General features: G+C 39.0%; 11 protein-coding genes. 8 read left to right on the top strand and 3 right to left on the bottom strand.

Features of this window, described 5'->3' with window-relative positions; genetic code table 11:
* Positions 1-149 precede the first annotated feature (149 nt).
* Positions 150-668, top strand: coding sequence for a GNAT family N-acetyltransferase (locus Q4557_RS17120; protein WP_303414214.1), 519 nt, complete (start codon positions 150-152; stop codon positions 666-668).
* A 2178-nt stretch (positions 669-2846) separates the two neighbouring features.
* On the opposite strand, the gene Q4557_RS17115 is transcribed toward Q4557_RS17120, so the two are convergent.
* Complete coding sequence (locus Q4557_RS17115) at positions 2847-3593, bottom strand: hypothetical protein (protein ID WP_303414212.1); 747 nt, start codon at positions 3591-3593, stop codon at positions 2847-2849.
* A 1229-nt stretch (positions 3594-4822) separates the two neighbouring features.
* Complete coding sequence (locus tag Q4557_RS17110) at positions 4823-5860, bottom strand: SMP-30/gluconolactonase/LRE family protein (RefSeq protein WP_303414210.1); 1038 nt, start codon at positions 5858-5860, stop codon at positions 4823-4825.
* A gap of 297 nt (positions 5861-6157) precedes the next feature.
* On the opposite strand from Q4557_RS17110, the gene Q4557_RS17105 reads away from it, so the two are divergent.
* Together Q4557_RS17105 and galK are read left to right on the top strand one after the other, a co-directional pair.
* A complete protein-coding gene (locus Q4557_RS17105) occupies positions 6158-7207 on the top strand; it encodes a UDP-glucose--hexose-1-phosphate uridylyltransferase (RefSeq protein WP_303414208.1) in 1050 nt (349 codons plus the stop codon).
* A gap of 20 nt (positions 7208-7227) precedes the next feature.
* Complete coding sequence (galK, locus tag Q4557_RS17100; protein WP_303414206.1) at positions 7228-8379, top strand: galactokinase; 1152 nt, start codon at positions 7228-7230, stop codon at positions 8377-8379.
* Between the two features lie 102 nt (positions 8380-8481).
* Here galK and Q4557_RS17095 read toward each other — a convergent pair whose 3' ends face one another.
* The gene (locus Q4557_RS17095; RefSeq protein ID WP_303414204.1) at positions 8482-10479 is read right to left on the bottom strand and encodes a CRTAC1 family protein; all 1998 of its coding nucleotides are present in this window, start codon (positions 10477-10479) and stop codon (positions 8482-8484) included.
* Positions 10480-10712: 233 nt separating this feature from the next.
* On the opposite strand from Q4557_RS17095, the gene Q4557_RS17090 reads away from it, so the two are divergent.
* The 5 genes from Q4557_RS17090 to Q4557_RS17070 all read left to right on the top strand — a co-directional run bounded on the left by Q4557_RS17090 (position 10713) and on the right by Q4557_RS17070 (position 17734).
* Positions 10713-11810: a mandelate racemase/muconate lactonizing enzyme family protein gene (locus Q4557_RS17090; protein WP_303414202.1), complete on the top strand. Its 1098-nt coding sequence runs from the start codon at positions 10713-10715 to the stop codon at positions 11808-11810.
* Between the two features lie 11 nt (positions 11811-11821).
* Complete coding sequence (locus tag Q4557_RS17085; RefSeq protein WP_303414199.1) at positions 11822-12844, top strand: zinc-binding dehydrogenase; 1023 nt, start codon at positions 11822-11824, stop codon at positions 12842-12844.
* 27 nt (positions 12845-12871) lie between these two features.
* Positions 12872-13636, top strand: coding sequence for an SDR family oxidoreductase (locus Q4557_RS17080; RefSeq protein ID WP_303414197.1), 765 nt, complete (start codon positions 12872-12874; stop codon positions 13634-13636).
* Positions 13637-13638: 2 nt separating this feature from the next.
* Complete coding sequence (gene aldA / locus Q4557_RS17075) at positions 13639-15090, top strand: aldehyde dehydrogenase (RefSeq protein ID WP_303414195.1); 1452 nt, start codon at positions 13639-13641, stop codon at positions 15088-15090.
* Positions 15091-15313: 223 nt separating this feature from the next.
* A complete protein-coding gene (locus Q4557_RS17070; RefSeq protein ID WP_303414193.1) occupies positions 15314-17734 on the top strand; it encodes an agarase in 2421 nt (806 codons plus the stop codon).
* Positions 17735-17817 lie beyond the last annotated feature (83 nt).

The following is a 17817-nucleotide window of genomic DNA, read 5'->3' as shown; positions in this document are numbered from 1 at the left end:
CAGCATGTTAATAAACGGTGACCTTCCTACAGAGGACTTTCACCTCATTAGTTCATGCCCATGCTGGGCGTACACAAACAAATTATGGCAGGGACGCACAAACAACGTGCGCCCCATATTTGAAGCGTTAGGCAGCAAAGGAAAGCTAGGTGAGTAGTTTCAACATTAGAGCCTTAAATAAAGATGATTGGTCAACATACAGAGAGCTTCGTCTTCTTTCCCTTCAAGACTCTCCAGACTCTTTTGGTAGTAGCTATGAAAAAGAGTTTTCCTTTTCTCGTGATGAATGGGTTTCTCGTCTTGACCTAGATAATATGGCCAAACCTGCTCTGCCACTTGTTGCAGAGCTTAATGGAGTTGCAGTTGGTCTAGCTTGGGGGTTACTTCATAATCCTCAAGATAAAACCGCTCATATTTATCAAATGTGGGTTTCTCCGAATGTTCGTGGTCAAGGTGTAGGTGGTTTATTGCTTAAAAACATCATAGCGTGGTCAAATGAACTTAATTTAGATTATGTTTCATTAGCGGTAACAACCATTAATAAAAATGCAGTAAAGTTATATGAAGCCTATGGCTTTGAGCCTTACGGTGCATTAGAAGCTCTTCGTGAAGGTTCAGCATTATCTGTTCAGCCCATGAAATTGAAACTGTGTGCAATAGCTGCCTAATCGGGTAGCCGGAGGTATCTAACCTCCAGCCCCCACACCACCCTGCATGCGGCTCCGCACAGGGCGGTTCATTTAGAACACCTAACTTACTTTCTGGTTAGGATAATGAACTGCGATCCATCCATCTCTTAGTGAACATAAACCCGCTTTCTTAAGATACTCATTACTAATGATAATGTGAAACGCAAGATTTAGAGCTTAAGCACTGACAAGCTTTTGTCCAGGAATGGGTTAGGGGACTAGCAACTTCTTGCTCTAAAAGAGCCATACAAAATTTAAATGAGACATATTTTTTCTTTTATTTAGTTGTATAGGCTAGGGCACTTTGCTAATTATAATCTGAAATGGTGAGGGGAGTTAGACCGATAAAAAGTATTGATACTATAAAATATGATGAGCAATAAACGTCGATATTACAAATAAAACTCATAAATATAATAGTTTTTAGCGATGGGTAAACCACCTTTCAATGAGCTTGTTTATAGTTAGAACACATTATTTCTACGATTAATTCGCATCACACTGCGAAGTAGTTGGTTAGTAAATGGATTCCAAATGACTGCATTTTAATACTATTCCTAGAAAATATTTTAAATATTAAAGACTATCTTTTATGACTTAAATAAATAACTAAATCAATAGATTAAAGTTTTTAATAGCATTTAAAACGTTATCAGCATTAAATGATTTCAAGGTTTAAGGTTATTCTATCAACTTGTAGTCTATTGACGGATACCACTTTACTCAGAGCATTTTCTATCCATTTATTAAACAAAAATGAATAATTTTTAGTGTTTATTATCACTATTAACAAAGCCTATAAGACCCCATATAGCAATAAAAATCAATAATATCAGTGCTATACAGCGAGAACGGTTTGAATAATTCATAGCTAAGACCCACACAAAAATTGTAATATTTCCCCATTAATTATTGAGGCTAAATGCTTGTGTAATGCATTTGGTATGATAATTTTAAACATTAATTTCAAAGTAAAAATTGTAGTTATTTTAGACTTTCACATTAGTAATGCATAAAATTGATATAACTTGAAAAATTAGCTAACAAATTATCTGTTTAGTGTAATTAACAGTTTTGCTGTACCTGGAAACTAACTATAGAAAATCAGTAGTGTTAAGTCATTAACGGTAAATTTATGTGTCTCAGTTTAAATTATATAGGCCATTGCCTTAGCCATAGGCTCAGATTTCACGTAGCGACGCCTAATTAACGAGCGTTTATTCATTTGAGTTAGCTTGGCTAATGTTAACCAATTAATGATAATCTCATATTTTTCATCAATTTAGAGTAAGCGATAATTATTAAGTATAGGTATTCGAGTTTACAAATTACACCAATGAGAATGTCAGAATAATAATTATGTATACCTACGTAGTAAATCAAAGCATTAATCTGCAACTAAAGCATACAGAGTAAACTCTAAAAACCGGACTCAATTCAACTGTAGTTATCCCAAGTAGCGCATAGTTATTGGTATAAGGGTATTGAAAAAGCTCATGGCGCCGTAAGATCCCGATCTAAGTCGCAGACATCACAAGGGCAAATAAAAATCTCATTGCGCCGTAAAATCTCGATCTAAGTGGCAGGGCTCAGTACGAACTTTCGAATCCTTAAAGGCATAAGCTATTTAACTTATATGACTTTGATGACTGCTTCATAGTAGCAATAAAGTTCCAAGGTATTGTTTATATACAAATTAAATTTATATTTAAATTAATAAATGATCATAAAGTTCATGAACTTGCATGTAGTGAGCATTTTAATCATGGATCTAACGGTAGTAGTTCATGAACTAAATGCTGGAAAGGCGAACACAACTCATAATGCTGAAATAGTAAACAACTAACTCTTCTCGTATTAGTCATATTTTTCACTACTTCGTGATGAATTGTGATGAATTCTATTATGTATCGCTCTATTTGATTGATTTTTAACTCCTTAAGCAAGAGGCACTCAAAGCCTAACATTAGTTAAACTAATTAATCTAGTTCTCCCTCACGATGAAATCGGTTGATTGTCATGCCGATAACTTAATACTCCCCCTTGGAGTTTTAGCTAGTTTCGATGATAAGTTGACTCACTTTCCCCTAAAGTTCGTTATAGCAATGACTTAACTCAGAGAAAGCAATAAGCGTAAAATTTATCACGATTAGGTTACTAGTGCTCACAGCGAAAGTACTTTTCTTCATAGCTATTGATTAATAGTTGTGCTTTCTTAATATTAGCTTTAAATCTCTTCACTAAAACTGTTGCGATATAAACATCTAACGCTTCAGAGCATTCACTACTCGTTTCATGTTCTTTTGAACACCAAACATAAAATTCATCTTGTAAAAATGTGAACCTTTCGTATAATTTTTCTTTGATAAAAGTATTAAAGGTATGGAATTTTTTTTCATACTCTAAGCCTTCTAGCTCTTTGTATTCAGGCATATGCTGTATGCAAAATAGTCTAATAAGATATGGTAAGTACCCGTCATACCTAGTTGCAAGCATTTTGTCAGGTGGTGGAATTGGCATGTCAGTATAGTCACTAAAATCTAGAGTTGAGTACTGTTTAATTTGATGCTTTACCAACTCTTCACAGTACGTTAAAACTTGAATTCGATGTTGATTGTTTAACTTTGAAATGTTGTGAATCTTATAGTTACAGATCAAGCTAAGTTCGTTATTATTATTTTGTGGTTCAATATCAATAAATTCATACTTCTTATTTGAAGTAATGAGTTTGGGTTTATATCGATAGACTTTTTCAGCACTCCACCTGTCTTTTACCATCTTGCAGTGAAACTCGATAATTTCCTCTAGATTGTTTTTAGAACCTAGGCTTTCAATACTAAAATGCTCATTTAATTTCGCTGACTTAACATATTCCGGTAAGGCGCATTTACCTGACTTTTTCATCAAGTACTCTACAGTACGTATTGCAATAGGTGTAGTGGTTTAGCAAAACTGGCCACTACTTTGTAGTTAATTGGTGTGTTTGGCATAGCATAAGTTATCAGAAAATTCAGCTGCACTTGTTCATCGTAACTCGGAAATGTCCATAAATGAGTTAGTAGCTTGACTAATTTAAAGAATTCTATGCACGGAATTACCATGTTTAATCATTAAGAATGTTGACTTTATTACCATTCAGAAATATAGTCAATCTTAGTTAGCAATTGCAGCTTTCATTTACATTATTTCATTGCAAGTAATTGAAACTAAACGACTAACTTTAAATTTAATACGGAAGCCTTGGCTTCAAATCCCTATCTCTCTGCCATATTAAATGAGAAAGCCTTATCAGAAATGATAAGGCTTTTTTGTATTTGTAGCATTTGAACCCAGGGTTCCTGTTTATAAGAGCACTATCCCTTTGCCATATTGAACGAGTAAGCTTGATCAGAAATGATAAGGCTTTTTTATATTTGTAGCATTTGAACTAGGGTTCCTCTTTATTACAAGCAAGCTATCCCTCCGCCATATTAAATATGAAAAAAAGCCGTTGATTATCAACGGTTTTTTTTTGGCGTTAGAGAGGCTTTCCAACAGGATTGACTCAGACAATGTACCTGCTTTTTACATTAGCAGAGCCCCCAATAACGTGTACTACACACGTATCTGCTTAGCCTAATCCTTATGCGATAATGCGCTCTAAAAATACCACCTAGCATTGAGAGACAAACGCTTGTAAACGTGAGGCTTATTTTATGTACTATATGGAAAAGTTAGAAAACTGGTGCGTGCTCCACTTCTAGTCAAAGGTAGTCTTCGTAGTTCGCCAGCGATGAATAAAGCTTTAAATAACTCTGCGACAGACCTTATTGGTATTGCACGAAGGATGGCCGTCGATTAATTGCAAACCCAACTTATGGAATGCCCCTGACCGGACAGGCAACTGGTAAGCCTGCATTAGACATAATAGCTTTGGTTTGAACTGGTATTAACACCAAATGTGATCTTTACAGCCGGTAAAGAGAGCGTTCCTAAATAAAGTGCGTTGAGTGTGGTATTTAAAATCGTTTTGGGGTCGGGCAGGTATGTGTTTAAGAAACGCAGGGCGTAATCGATTAAGCCAGCAACAGAACTGGGCTTTATGAAGTTCTGTTGCTGGCGATCAGCTAAGTTTTAGCGTTAATAAACTGTGGTTATTGATTAAGTTTGATTGCTAATAATTGATGATGGGCTGTTATATAAAGCATTGAGTAGTCTTCATTAAAGGCGACATTGGCAGCAATACTGGGTAAATTTATACGGGCCAGTAATTTTCCTGACGGGTTAAATAAAAATATGCCTTTTGGCCCTGTAGCAAAGATAATTCCGCTTTGGTGTATTTTTAGGCCGTCCGGTAAACCGTGTGAGTCATCTCTAACAGCAGATAACTCATAAAACACCTTTTTATTCATAACCAGCAAGTTTTCATCAAGTTGGTACTGATACCATGTCGGTTTGCTGGGATCAGATGCCGCAACATATAATGTGCGTTGATCGGCTGAAAGGGCTATGCCGTTAGGGTAGAGGATACTATCGTCGATTAGTGTTAGCTGTTTATTTTTATCTAACTTGTACACGCCTTGAAAACTCAGCTCTTTGGCTGGGTCATTTAGTTTGCCTACTAAACCATAAGGTGGATCGGTAAATAATAAGCTACCGTTACTGGCTAACACGCCGTCATTAGGACTATTCAGGCGTTTACCTTGAAAAGAATCGGCTAAAACCTCGTATTCACTACGCGGCATGTTTAATGAACTGCGCATTTTTGCAATTTGGCGACTGCGAGACTGCATTAATATTAAGGCTTTGTCTTGGCTAATAACTAGTCCATTAGAAAACCCGCTGTTCTCTAAATACTCAGTTAACCCATGTTGGTGATGATACAGATATACAATATTTTTTGGAATATCTGAAAAGAGTAACCCGTTATTTCTGACTGACCACACTGGTCCTTCAACCCATTCAAACCCATTGGCTAATACGTTAATTGGTTGGCTGGTATCTAAAACACTTAATGCTTCGTTTGAGTAAATTGTATAAATATCAGACTGTATTTTTGATGCTTTACTTTTAGAAAATGGCTTTTGTTCTAGTGTGTTAATATGCGCTTTATTGGCTGAAATGGTGCTTGAATTTGAACTGCCAGCCATTAAAAGTAAGCTGCTTATTAAGATAAACGTCCCTTTACCCATCTAAACTCTCCTATTTTAACTTTTGTTATTTTTTATGGTGATGCTGTGTTTTTTACGATATTCACTATTTTGTGAGCAGCATTAATTGCATTAAGTTAATTGTTAACAATTTGTGTGGTCTGTGATAACTTATCACAATATGATCACATTTGAATAGTGAATTGAATTAGCCGATGCGGAAATGTATTGGTTAATTATTCATGGCAGGGAATAAGGACAAGTACCTATTTTTTGCTGCTTTATTAATCGCTTATTTTAAATGCTTTATTTTAATTGATAATTTTATAGAAGGTCATCATGCAGCAAGAAAATAGCTTATTTGATCCAACGGAGCACCCTCATCGACGCTACAACCCTATGACTGATGAATGGGTGCTTGTGTCTCCACATCGTGCCAAAAGACCCTGGCAGGGCCAAGTTGAAAAAGTGGATGAGCAGGATAAAGCAGCCTATGAATCAGGATGTTATTTGTGTGCGGGTAATGTACGAATTAATGGTGAAGTTAATCCTAAATATACTAAAACATTCGTATTTGAAAATGACTTTGCAGCCTTAAAAAAAGATACCGTCAAGTTTGAGCAAAATGATCCTCTATTTAAACTGAAAACCGAGCAAGGTGTTAGCAGGGTGATTTGTTTTTCACCTGATCACAGTAAAACATTACCCCAATTATCTATCAAAGAGTTAACTCATGTCGTTGAAGCATGGAAGCATCAAACTGAAGAGTTGGGTAAGCATTATCAATGGGTGCAAGTGTTTGAAAACAAAGGGGCTGTGATGGGATGCTCTAACCCGCATCCACATGGTCAAGTATGGGCACAAAATCAATTACCGACTTTGGCGCAAAAAAAGCAAAACGCGTTTAATCAGTATTATTCCGATCATAGCAGCAATCTGCTTGCTGATTATGTTGAACGTGAATTAGCAGAAAAAACGCGTGTTGTGGTTAGTAACAATGACTGGGTTGTGGTGGTGCCATATTGGGCGGCATGGCCGTTTGAAACCCTGTTATTACCCCGTTTCTCTATACAAAGAATGACTGAATTATCCCCAGAGAAGCAAGTTAGTCTAGCGGATATTGTTAAACAAATTACCATTCATTATGACAACTTATTTAATTGCTCGTTTCCTTATTCAATGGGGTGGCATGGTGCACCATTTGATGGAAAAGATCATCCAGAATGGACCTTGCATGGCAGTTTTTGTCCGCCTTTATTACGCTCGGCGACGGTGCGTAAGTTTATGGTGGGATATGAAATGATGGCTGAGTCGCAACGCGATCTTACACCAGAACAGGCTGCAGAACGATTAAGAAGCGTGTCTGCGGTTCATTATAAATCTAACTAGTTATAATTTGCAGGTTAACCATGAATAATGAATTAATAAATATAGTAAAACAAACTTTCTCACAGGTGTTTGGATATCAAGCTAGCCATGTTTTCCAAGCACCAGGAAGAGTGAACTTGATTGGTGAACATACTGACTATAACGATGGTTTTGTTTTACCAAGTGCCATTAATTTTGCCACTGTAGTGGCCGCGAGTCCCCGTGAAGATAATCGAGTACGAGTGATATCAGTTGATTATGATAATGCCGAAGATGAGTTTTTAATTGATGACGATATTAGTCAATCACCACAAACCTGGGCTAATTATATTCGCGGTGTGGTGAAGCATTTGCGCTTAAGAGGCTTAACCTTTAATGGTGCAGATATTGTGGTGAGCGGCAATGTGCCACAAGGGGCGGGTTTAAGTTCATCTGCTGCATTAGAGGTGGTTATTGGATTAACTTTTAAGTCGTTATTTGATTTACCGTTAACAGCGCAAGATATTGCTTTAAATGCCCAGCAAGCTGAAAATCAGTTTGTTGGTTGTAATTGCGGTATTATGGATCAGTTGATTTCTGCGCAGGCAGAAAAAGACCATGCTTTGCTCATTGATTGTCGTTCACTTGAAACCCAGTCGGTATTGATCCCTGATAATTGGCGAATTTTAATTATTAACTCTAATCAGAAACGTGGCTTAGTTGACAGCGAGTACAATACTCGACGTCAGCAATGTGAACAGGCCGCTGCATTTTTTGGGGTAAAAGCGTTACGTGATGTCAGTATTAGTCAATTTGAACAGCGTAAGCCAGGTCTTGCCACTATAACCGCTAAACGCGCACGACATATTATTACTGAAAACCAACGTACTATAGATGCAGCAGAAGCGATTCGTCAAAGTAACATGCCTTTACTCCAGCGCTTAATGGCTGAGTCGCACGCGTCAATGCGCGATGACTTTGACATTACTACTTCTGAAATAGATGCATTAGTGGACATTATGAAAACCGCCGTAGGTGAATTAGGTGGTGTTAGAATGACGGGTGGCGGCTTCGGCGGTTGTGTCGTTTCGATAGTGCCCGAAAGCTTGATTGAACAAGTCGTTAAGGCGGTAAATGCACAATATACTCAACGCAGTAATTTAACCGCATCAATATTCATTTGTACTGCAGAGCAAGGCGCGCAACAACTTTAGTTTCATCTTGGTTTGTTATGGTTTTTTAGCTATTAATAAATCGCCCGATAGCCAGTAAGCTATCGGGCGATTTTTTGCTAATTTTTCCTGCGGTCTAGCTGATTAGTTTCCAATTTTGACCCATTGGCCTGCGGCAACGTTATGTTGTTGTAACTGGCTGTTATCCCGCCACGTTACTGTGATTGTTTTTACCTTATCGGTTTCACCCAAACCAAAGTGGGCTATGTTCATCAAACTTTGTGAATGTGCAGCACTTATAGAGCCCACAGTAAAGACCTGTTTGTATAATTTATCTTTTGCTTGAGTAGTGTGTTTGTGATGATATTCAATTACTATTTTTGCGCCTAATGGGTCAATACCTGTAGCACTGTAACCTACATTCACATTAATAAAGTTGGCTTTATTGCTGGCAACTTGTGCTTTACCGCCTAGGTTTTTAAACACGTGCCATTGGCCGTTATCATCATCACCACTAATAATGTCGACAAATCCGTCTTGATCAATATCAAATGCCGTACCCATATCGCCATGGGCTTGCGTACCTAATGCTGTTGCTCTGTGCTTTTCAACTTGAGTAAATTGACCTTGATGATTAAGCAGTAATATATCTTCAACTCGTTTATTCAATTCGCCAAATCGATAAACAAAAAAGTCTGTGTAACTGTTATTGTCAAAGTCTGCACTGATCACTCCCCAATTATTATCCTTAGACTGAGCGGGAAGCCTAGATGATGCGTCTGTAAAGCGGCCGTTATCATTAACCAGTAATATGTCGTCTACCCCTAATGCTTGTGGCTGCCAATCAGGTTGAATCGAGGTGACTCCAATAATAGACGCTCTAATATCCCAAGCAAGATTGTCTTTTAACTTCCAATCTAACCGCCATTGATGTTGTCCTTTATTTTCCCCTTGTTCAATTTTCCCCACATAATGGATGTACCAGCCTGACTCGGCTATGGTCGGTTTGCCTTTGGCTAATTCTGGGGTCAAGGTAATAGATTTTGTAGGTGGGTCAATACGCGCATGATGTTGGCCAATAAACACAGGTAACTTGATAAGCTTTGGCCCTCGTGGAAAATGATAAAAGTCTGCTAATGAAATAGGACCTTGGCTGGTAAAACTAATGCCGTCTTGGCTTTTATTACCTTCATCGCGAATATCTAAGCGGTTGATATTTAAGTCAAAAGAAAGCGCGTTATTTGCTATTTGATAGTAAGATTTGCCCCTTGCTAAATATAAGTCTGTGTCGCCGTCGTTGTCTATATCAGTTTGGGCTACCGCAGTGACAAAACCAACATCTTGCAAGTGAGCAGGTAAATAGTGTTTTGTGGCATTTTCATATTGGCCGTTGGCTTTTCCTAACCAAATTTGCAGTGGTGAATAAGCATTAAAGGTAATTAAATCTGGATATTGATCATCATTTAATTGGCTTATTAAAATTTTCTCGGCATCAATGTCTTCAAGTAAAGGGCTTGAATGATATTTAAATTGGCCATTGCCTTGATTCATAAATAACAAATTACGGGGTACATCTTCAGTAATCATTTTTTCTGCGTTAATTTGAATTAGATCTAAATCACCATCATTATCAACATCTAACCATCTGGCAGAGCGTCCTCTTGCGCCCATATTTGCAAGTCCGCTTTGTTGTGTTACATCAATAAATTTACCTTGTTGCTGTTTGAATAAGCGTGGTGGTTTAGGTTGAGTTCCATTACCACCACCTAACGTAATGATAATGTCCACTTCACCATCTTGGTCATAATCTGCAGCGGAAATACCATGAACATCAGCTTGACCAAGCAAATGTGGCCCATTGGTATATACCCCTTTATTGCCGCCATAAAATAACTGAGTAGGCCATTGGTCGTGATTTGTTAGCAGTAAGTCATAACTACCATCTCTATTTAAGTCAGCCGTTGCAGGCCCGCCATATTTCCAAGCAGGAAATGAACTTAGCTGACTTTGTTCTGTGATTTCTGTAAACAAAACCGCGGTAGGTTGAGCTGCCAAAACATACTGAATATTCATGGCTACAATAGCCGAAACGGTAAAAAGTCTCAGGGTAATAATGGGTTTATTAATCCGCTTTTTAATCATAGGTATCCTCACTGATATTTGTTGACAATAAACAAAGATGCATTGTTAGTAAACCGTTAACTATTACCTAGCAAATAACAAAGATAAGCAGATGAACAGTTTAAAGGCGCGTTAACAGTTAATGGTAAACATTAACTTATGCTTTACATTATAAACGCATTTGTGTAAATTGTTAACAATAAACCGTGAACCGTAAATCATATTTGGTGGTGAGTCTACATATGACTAATGAAATGACAAAAATTGAAGCGATAAATGTTGAGTACTATCAAGTGCCGTTAGCTGAGGTTCTTTCAGACGCTAAGCATGGTGATCATACCCACTTTGAACTCATTCTTATGCGTATTCGAACCGCCGATGGTATTGAAGGTGTGGGCTATACCTATACGGGTGGTAAAGGTGGACGGGCAATATTTTCATTGCTTAATGATGAAATAAAGCCATTACTGTTAGGACAAGACAGTTCTGAAATATACCGAATTTGGGACCAACTACAATGGCACTTTCATTATGTTGGCCGTGGTGGATTGCTCAGTTTTGCAATTTCAGCTGTTGATATCGCCTTATGGGATATTAAATGTAAACGAATTAATCAACCCTTATGGAAAGTTGCTGGTGGTGTTAGTCAACAGGTGGATTGTTATGCCGGCGGAATCGATCTGAATTTTACCGAGCAAAAGTTACTCGCCAATATTCAAAGCTATATCGACCGTGGTTTTAAAGCCGTAAAAATTAAAGTGGGTAAAACCGATTATAAAGAAGATGTACGTCGAGTCGAGGCGGTTAGAAAGCTGATTGGTCCAGATGTCATCTTTATGGTAGATGCCAATTATTCGTTAACCCAGGAACAAGCCGTTCGCTTCTCACGAGCCATAGAACATTGCGATATTAAATGGTTTGAAGAGCCTACCATTCCAGATGATTATCTTGGTTACGCTAAAATTGCTGATGCGACTAATATCCCCCTAGCTATGGGTGAAAATTTGCACACTATTCATGAGTTTACTTACGCTATCGCTCAGTCGAAATTAGGTTTTTTACAACCTGACGCTTCTAATATAGGCGGCATTACCGGTTGGTTAAAGGTGGCTCAATTGGCGTATGCCAATAACTTACCCGTATGTAGCCATGGTATGCATGAACTACATGTTTCGTTATTAGCATCCCAGCCAAATGCCGGTTATTTAGAAGTTCACTCATTCCCTATTGATCAATACACAACCCGTCCTCTTCAAATTGAAAACGGGAAAGCTTGTGTGCCGGATCTTATTGGCACTGGCGTTGAATTTGACCAAACCCTACTTAATCCCTATTTAATTCTTCAGTCATAAGGTACAAAAATATGCAAGCGGCACAGTATATTGGTAATAAAAAATTTAGCATTATTGAAACTTCACCTATAGCACCAAAAGACGATGAAGTACGAATTAATGTCGGTTTTGTAGGTATTTGCGGTACAGATATGCATATTTACCATGGTGTGATGGATGCGCGTGTTAATCCTCCACATACCATTGGTCATGAAATTTCAGGCACAGTTGCTGAAGTGGGCACAAATGTCAGTGGTTTTTCTGTAGGTGAACGCGTTGTGGTTCGTCCACTTGATTACTGCGGTGATTGCCCAGCGTGTCATGCAGGACATACTCATGTTTGTCATAACCTGAAGTTTATGGGTATTGATACTCCAGGTGCATTCCAAAATTCATGGACAGTAAAAGCACGTACCTTACATAAATTACCTACTAATGTTGATTTACAACAAGGCGCATTAATTGAGCCTTTAGCGGTGGCTTGCCATGATATCAGTCGTGCCCGAGTTACTGCAGGCGAACATGTTGTTGTTTTAGGTGGTGGCCCCATTGGTCAGTTAGTTGCCTTAGTCGCTAAGTCTATGGGGGCACATGTGTTAATTTCTGAGCCTAATGAAAACCGTCGAAAGTTTGCGGCACAATACGGTATTGAAACCATTGACCCTATTACCGATGACATTGTTAAGTTTGTGAAACAATGGTCTGCTCAAAAAGGCGCTGATGCGGTATTTGAGGTGTCAGGAGTACAACCTGCAGTTGATGCCATGGTGCAAGTCGCTGCTGTTCGTGGGCGGATATGTATGGTGGCCATTCACTCTCAAAAGCCTCAAGTAGATTTGTTCCAATTTTTCTGGAAAGAATTAGAGTTACTCGGCGCACGAGTTTATGAACATGCTGATTTTGAAATGGCAGTAGACCTAGTGGCATCGGGTAAAGTGGACTTAAAACCTTTTATCACTTCAATCAGTAAGTTATCTGATATTGGCGATGCATTTGCTAGTATGGACAATAATCCTATAGGCATGAAAGCATTAGTATCATGTGAACAACAATAATTATCGCGCTGTAATTTAGGAATGGTTATGCAAAACAAATTTGATTTAACAGGTAAAGTTGCACTAGTTACGGGGTGTAGCCGTGGGATTGGTAAAGCAATGGCAGAAGCATTAGCTGAAGCAGGTGCAGATATTATTGGTGTCTCTGCGAGTTTAGCGGCAAGCGGCTCTGAAATTGAGAAAACGGTGACCGCATTAGGCCGTAAATTCTCTGCTTTTCAATGTGACTTTTCTGATCGTAAAAGTGTTTATGCTTTTATTGATCAAGTGAATGCAAAACATGACGTTATAGATATTCTAGTGAATAATGCGGGGTCAATTTTACGCGAACCAGCAGCAGAGCACCGCGATGAATATTGGGACAAAATTATCGACATTAACTTAAACTCGCAATTTATTATAAGCCGTGAATTGGGTAAAAAAATGGTTGAGCGTGGCTCTGGTAAAGTGATATTTACCGCGTCGCTTTTGACCTTTCAAGGTGGTATTACTGTACCAGGTTATGCAGCCAGTAAAGGGGCTATTGGTCAATTAACCAAAGCATTAGCCAATGAGTGGGCAGGGAAAGGGGTCAATGTTAACGCGATTGCTCCAGGGTATATTGCTACAGATAATACCGAAGCACTGCGTAATGACCCAGTACGTGCAGCATCAATTTTGGAGCGTATTCCACAAGGCCGATGGGGCACTCCCGATGACTTTAAAGGGCCAACAGTATTTTTAGCTTCAGCCGCTTCAGACTACATGAATGGTAGTGTGTTACTGGTTGATGGCGGATGGATGGGGAGATAGCCATGCAAGTCAGAAACAACGTCAACTTTCTCAATGGTGAATATGTACCCTCAAAAGCTGAGGGTGTCATTAAAGTATTTTCACCCAGCACAGGCAACTTAGTGGGTGAAATTCCAGAAGGCTGTGTTGCTGATGCACAAGATGCGTTAGAAGTGGCACAAAGTGCTCAAAAAGCATGGGCAAAACTGACGCCAAGAGCACGAGCAACCATATTACGTAAATTTGCAGCGGGTATTCGCGACAATTTAGATGATTTAGCCGAATTGTTAGTGAAAGAACAAGGCAAGCTGTTAGACGTCGCAAAGATGGAAGTAAATGTTACGGCCACATTTGTAGAATATGCCTGTGATAATGCGTTAACGCTACAAGGTGACATTCTGCCATCTGACCATGAAAACGAAAAAATTTACATCCACAAAGTGCCGAAAGGTGTGGTTGTTGCCATTACTGCATGGAATTTTCCATTAGCATTGGCAGGCCGAAAAATTGGTCCTGCGTTGGTGACTGGCAACAGTATCGTTATTAAACCGACTCAAGAAACACCATTAGCCACTTTAGAGCTTGGGCGTATAGCCAACGAGGCTGGTATTCCTGCTGGTGTGCTGAATATTGTAAACGGCACAGGCTCAGTTGTTGGACAGCACTTATGTGAAAGTGAAATTACTCAGTTAATCACCATGACGGGCAGCACACGTGCAGGACAAATTATTTATCAAGCCGCAGGAAAGCATTTAACGCCAGTGATGTTAGAGCTCGGCGGAAAAGCACCCTTTATTGTGATGGAAGATGCTGACCTTGATAAAGCCGTAGATGATGCTATTACTGCGCGTTTTGCTAACTGTGGTCAGGTATGTACCTGTGCCGAGCGTTTATATGTTCATGAAAACATTTATAGCGCTTTTATGGACAAGTTTTTACCGAAAGTTAAAGCCCTTAAAGTGGGTGATCCAATGGACCCCGTAACAGACATGGGGCCTAAAGTAAATGCTAATGAAATCAATAATATTGATGCATTGGTTCAAAAAAGCCTTGAACAAGGAGCAACCTTAGCTACTGGCGGGAAAGTGGCTAATGTCGCAGGTTTTGAAGGCGGGCATTGGTACGAACCAACGGTGATCACCGATGTTAAGCAAGACAATATTCTGGTTCATGAAGAAACATTTGGGCCAGTTTTACCTATCATCAAAATCAGTTCAATTGATGAAGCGATTGCTTACACTAACGACAGTGAATACGGCTTGTCAGCATATTTATACACCAAAAACTTAGCTTATATCCATCAGTCAATTGCTGAAATGGAAGTGGGTGAAGTGTACGTTAACCGAGGCTTAGGTGAACAGCACCAAGGTTTCCATAACGGTTGGAAAATGAGTGGTATGGGCGGTGAAGACGGTAAGTATGGTCTAGAGCAATACGTAGAAAAGAAAACCGTTTATATGAACGAAGCTGAATAAAGTGATATTTGTTATCAAGCCTTGAGGGTTCTCCTCAAGGCTTCAATTTTTAAGTTAATTCATCCTGTTGTCTTCCATCAGTAACCATTTTGCAGTGGCAAGCCAGTGTAATCAATTGTTGCTACTGTGATTTAGTATTCTCCAGGCATGAAGTGAAATTTTAAGGCGTTAATTAACCATTATCAGCGTAGTCGTTTTGCTGACTATAATTGCAGGAGGCAATATGCCTGAACTATTTTTAAATAATGTTCCAATAAAGGTTTCAAATAACATTTCAAATAGAGCTCGTGCCGTGTGTGGCTTGCTTTTACTAGGGAGCCTCGCGACATTATTGGGCTGCAATAGCCATACTCCAGCAAAAACCACACCAGCTAATATGTCTGAGATAGCCAAAGATACGGTATCTAAGGCGGATAATGTCAATTTTGAACGTACGCTGTTCGACTTTGAAACTGCTGACCAATTACAAAACATCATTGGAAAAAATGCTCTGTTTTCCATAGTGAATAGCGGCAGCAATAATGCACTTGAAGTTAACTTTCAATCTGAAGTTAATTATAAAGCCAATATTACGTTAAAGGCTTCCAATCCATGGGATGTTAGTGGTTTTCAAGATGTTGCGATTGCGGTAGATATTACCAACCATGCAGATGCGTCAACGCCACTCTATGTAAAAACATTTGACCAAAACAATCATCAATCACGCAGCACGGTTATTTCGGCGTCTTCCTCCAAAACCTATTACATCGTGTTAAGTGGTGATGAGTTAGAGCAAAACACCGGTATTCGTTCAAACCCTAAATATTGGCTCACAGATTACCAACAAATTGAATGGCGGGGTGGTAAAAAAGACTTAGATTTACATCATATAACCGCTGTTGAGTTTCAGGTTGGCGGCTCGTTAGTTGATAAGCATCTTTCATTTGATAATGTGCGCTTAATAACGCCTAAAGCGGTAATAAGTGATTATTTAGTCGGCTTGGTGGATAAGTTTGGCCAAAACGCTAAACAAGATTTCAACGGTAAAGTGAACTCTGTTGAACAATTACAGCAACGTAGTGCCAAAGAAATCGCCTTACTTGAAAAAGCCTCAAGACTGGCCGATAGAAGTCAATTTAACGGCTGGATAAATGGCCCCAAACTAGCTGCAACAGGCTATTTTAGAGTGGATAAGTATCAAGGTAAATGGACCTTAATTGACCCAGAAGGCTATTTGTTTTTTTCGAATGGTATTGCCAATATTCGGATGGCTAATACCTCAACTATTACCGGCTATGATTTTGATCCCGCGCTGATAAATATTAAGTTAGCCACTGACTTAACACCTGAAGACTCACTAGGATTGAACCAGGTTGACCATCAAGCCTTAGCTAGTCGCAAACGCGTGTCAGCACTACGCAGTGATATGTTTAGATGGTTACCAAGTTATGATAAACCATTGGGGCAGAACTTTGGTTATCGTCGTAGTGTTCATACTGGGCCGATTCCTTCTGGAGAAACCTTTAGTTTTTATCGGGCAAACTTACAGCGTAAATTTGCCGAAAATGACCCGGAAAAATTATTTGAAAAATGGAAAGATAATACTATTAATCGTATGCACAGCTGGGGTTTTACCTCATTTGGAAACTGGGTAGACCCTGGGTATTACCAAATGAATCGCTTACCATATTTTGCGAATGGTTGGATTATAGGTGACTTCAAAACTGTCAGCAGTGGTAATGATTATTGGAGCCCACTACCAGATCCTTTTGACCCAGTTTTTGCCGTACGTGCTAGAGCCACTATTGCGCAAATAGCCTTAGAAGTCGATAACAACCCTTGGTGTATTGGGGTATTTATTGATAACGAAAAAAGTTGGGGCGTGATGGGCAGTACACAAAGCCAGTATGGAATTGTGATCAACACCCTAAGTCGTTCAACTGAAGACAGCCCAGCAAAAGCGGCGTTTGTTGATGCATTAAAGAGCAAGTATTTAACGATTGACTCCTTAAACAAGGCGTGGGAGCAAAAGTTCACTTGGGATGAACTCATAAAAGGCGTGAGTTTAAATAATATCAACGATGCTGTTAGCGCTGATTTATCGATGTTACTTACCTTATATGCTGAACAATATTTTAAAATAGTTAGTTCGACCTTGAAGCAATATATGCCCAACCATTTATATATGGGGGCGAGATTTGCCAGTTGGGGTATGACGCCCGAGATCCGCGCGGCAGCGGCTCAATATGCTGATGTGATGAGCTATAACTATTATAACGAAGGCATAGATAAAGGCTTTTGGGCCTTCTTAGAGGAAGTTAATCGGCCAAGCATTATTGGTGAGTTTCATAATGGTTCACTCGACTCAGGTTTGTTACACCCAGGCCTAGTGCCTGCACAATCTCAAGCTGATAGGGGCCTGATGTATCAAGAGTATATGAAAAGTGTCATCGAGAATCGATACTTTGTCGGTGCGCATTGGTTTCAATATATTGATTCGCCTTTAACCGGCAGAGCTTATGATGGCGAAAACTATAATGTCGGTTTTGTTTCGGTGACAGATAAACCTTATACCGAATTGGTAGATGCCGCGAAAGTTGTTAATAGCACTCTGTATAAAAAGCGTTTTAGTGAAGAAATAAAGTCAGTAAAAGACGTAAATTAGCCCAGTACGCCCTAAGTTAAATACTACTGACATTTTCAATCCTAACTATACCAATACCAGTGCTTATTACGGATAAAGATGGC

It is taken from the genome of Shewanella sp. 5_MG-2023, from assembly GCF_030547465.1.
Lineage (GTDB): Bacteria > Pseudomonadota > Gammaproteobacteria > Enterobacterales > Shewanellaceae > Shewanella.
The sequence above is the reverse complement of the archived record's forward strand: the minus strand, read 5'-3'. Positions and strand labels throughout refer to the sequence as shown.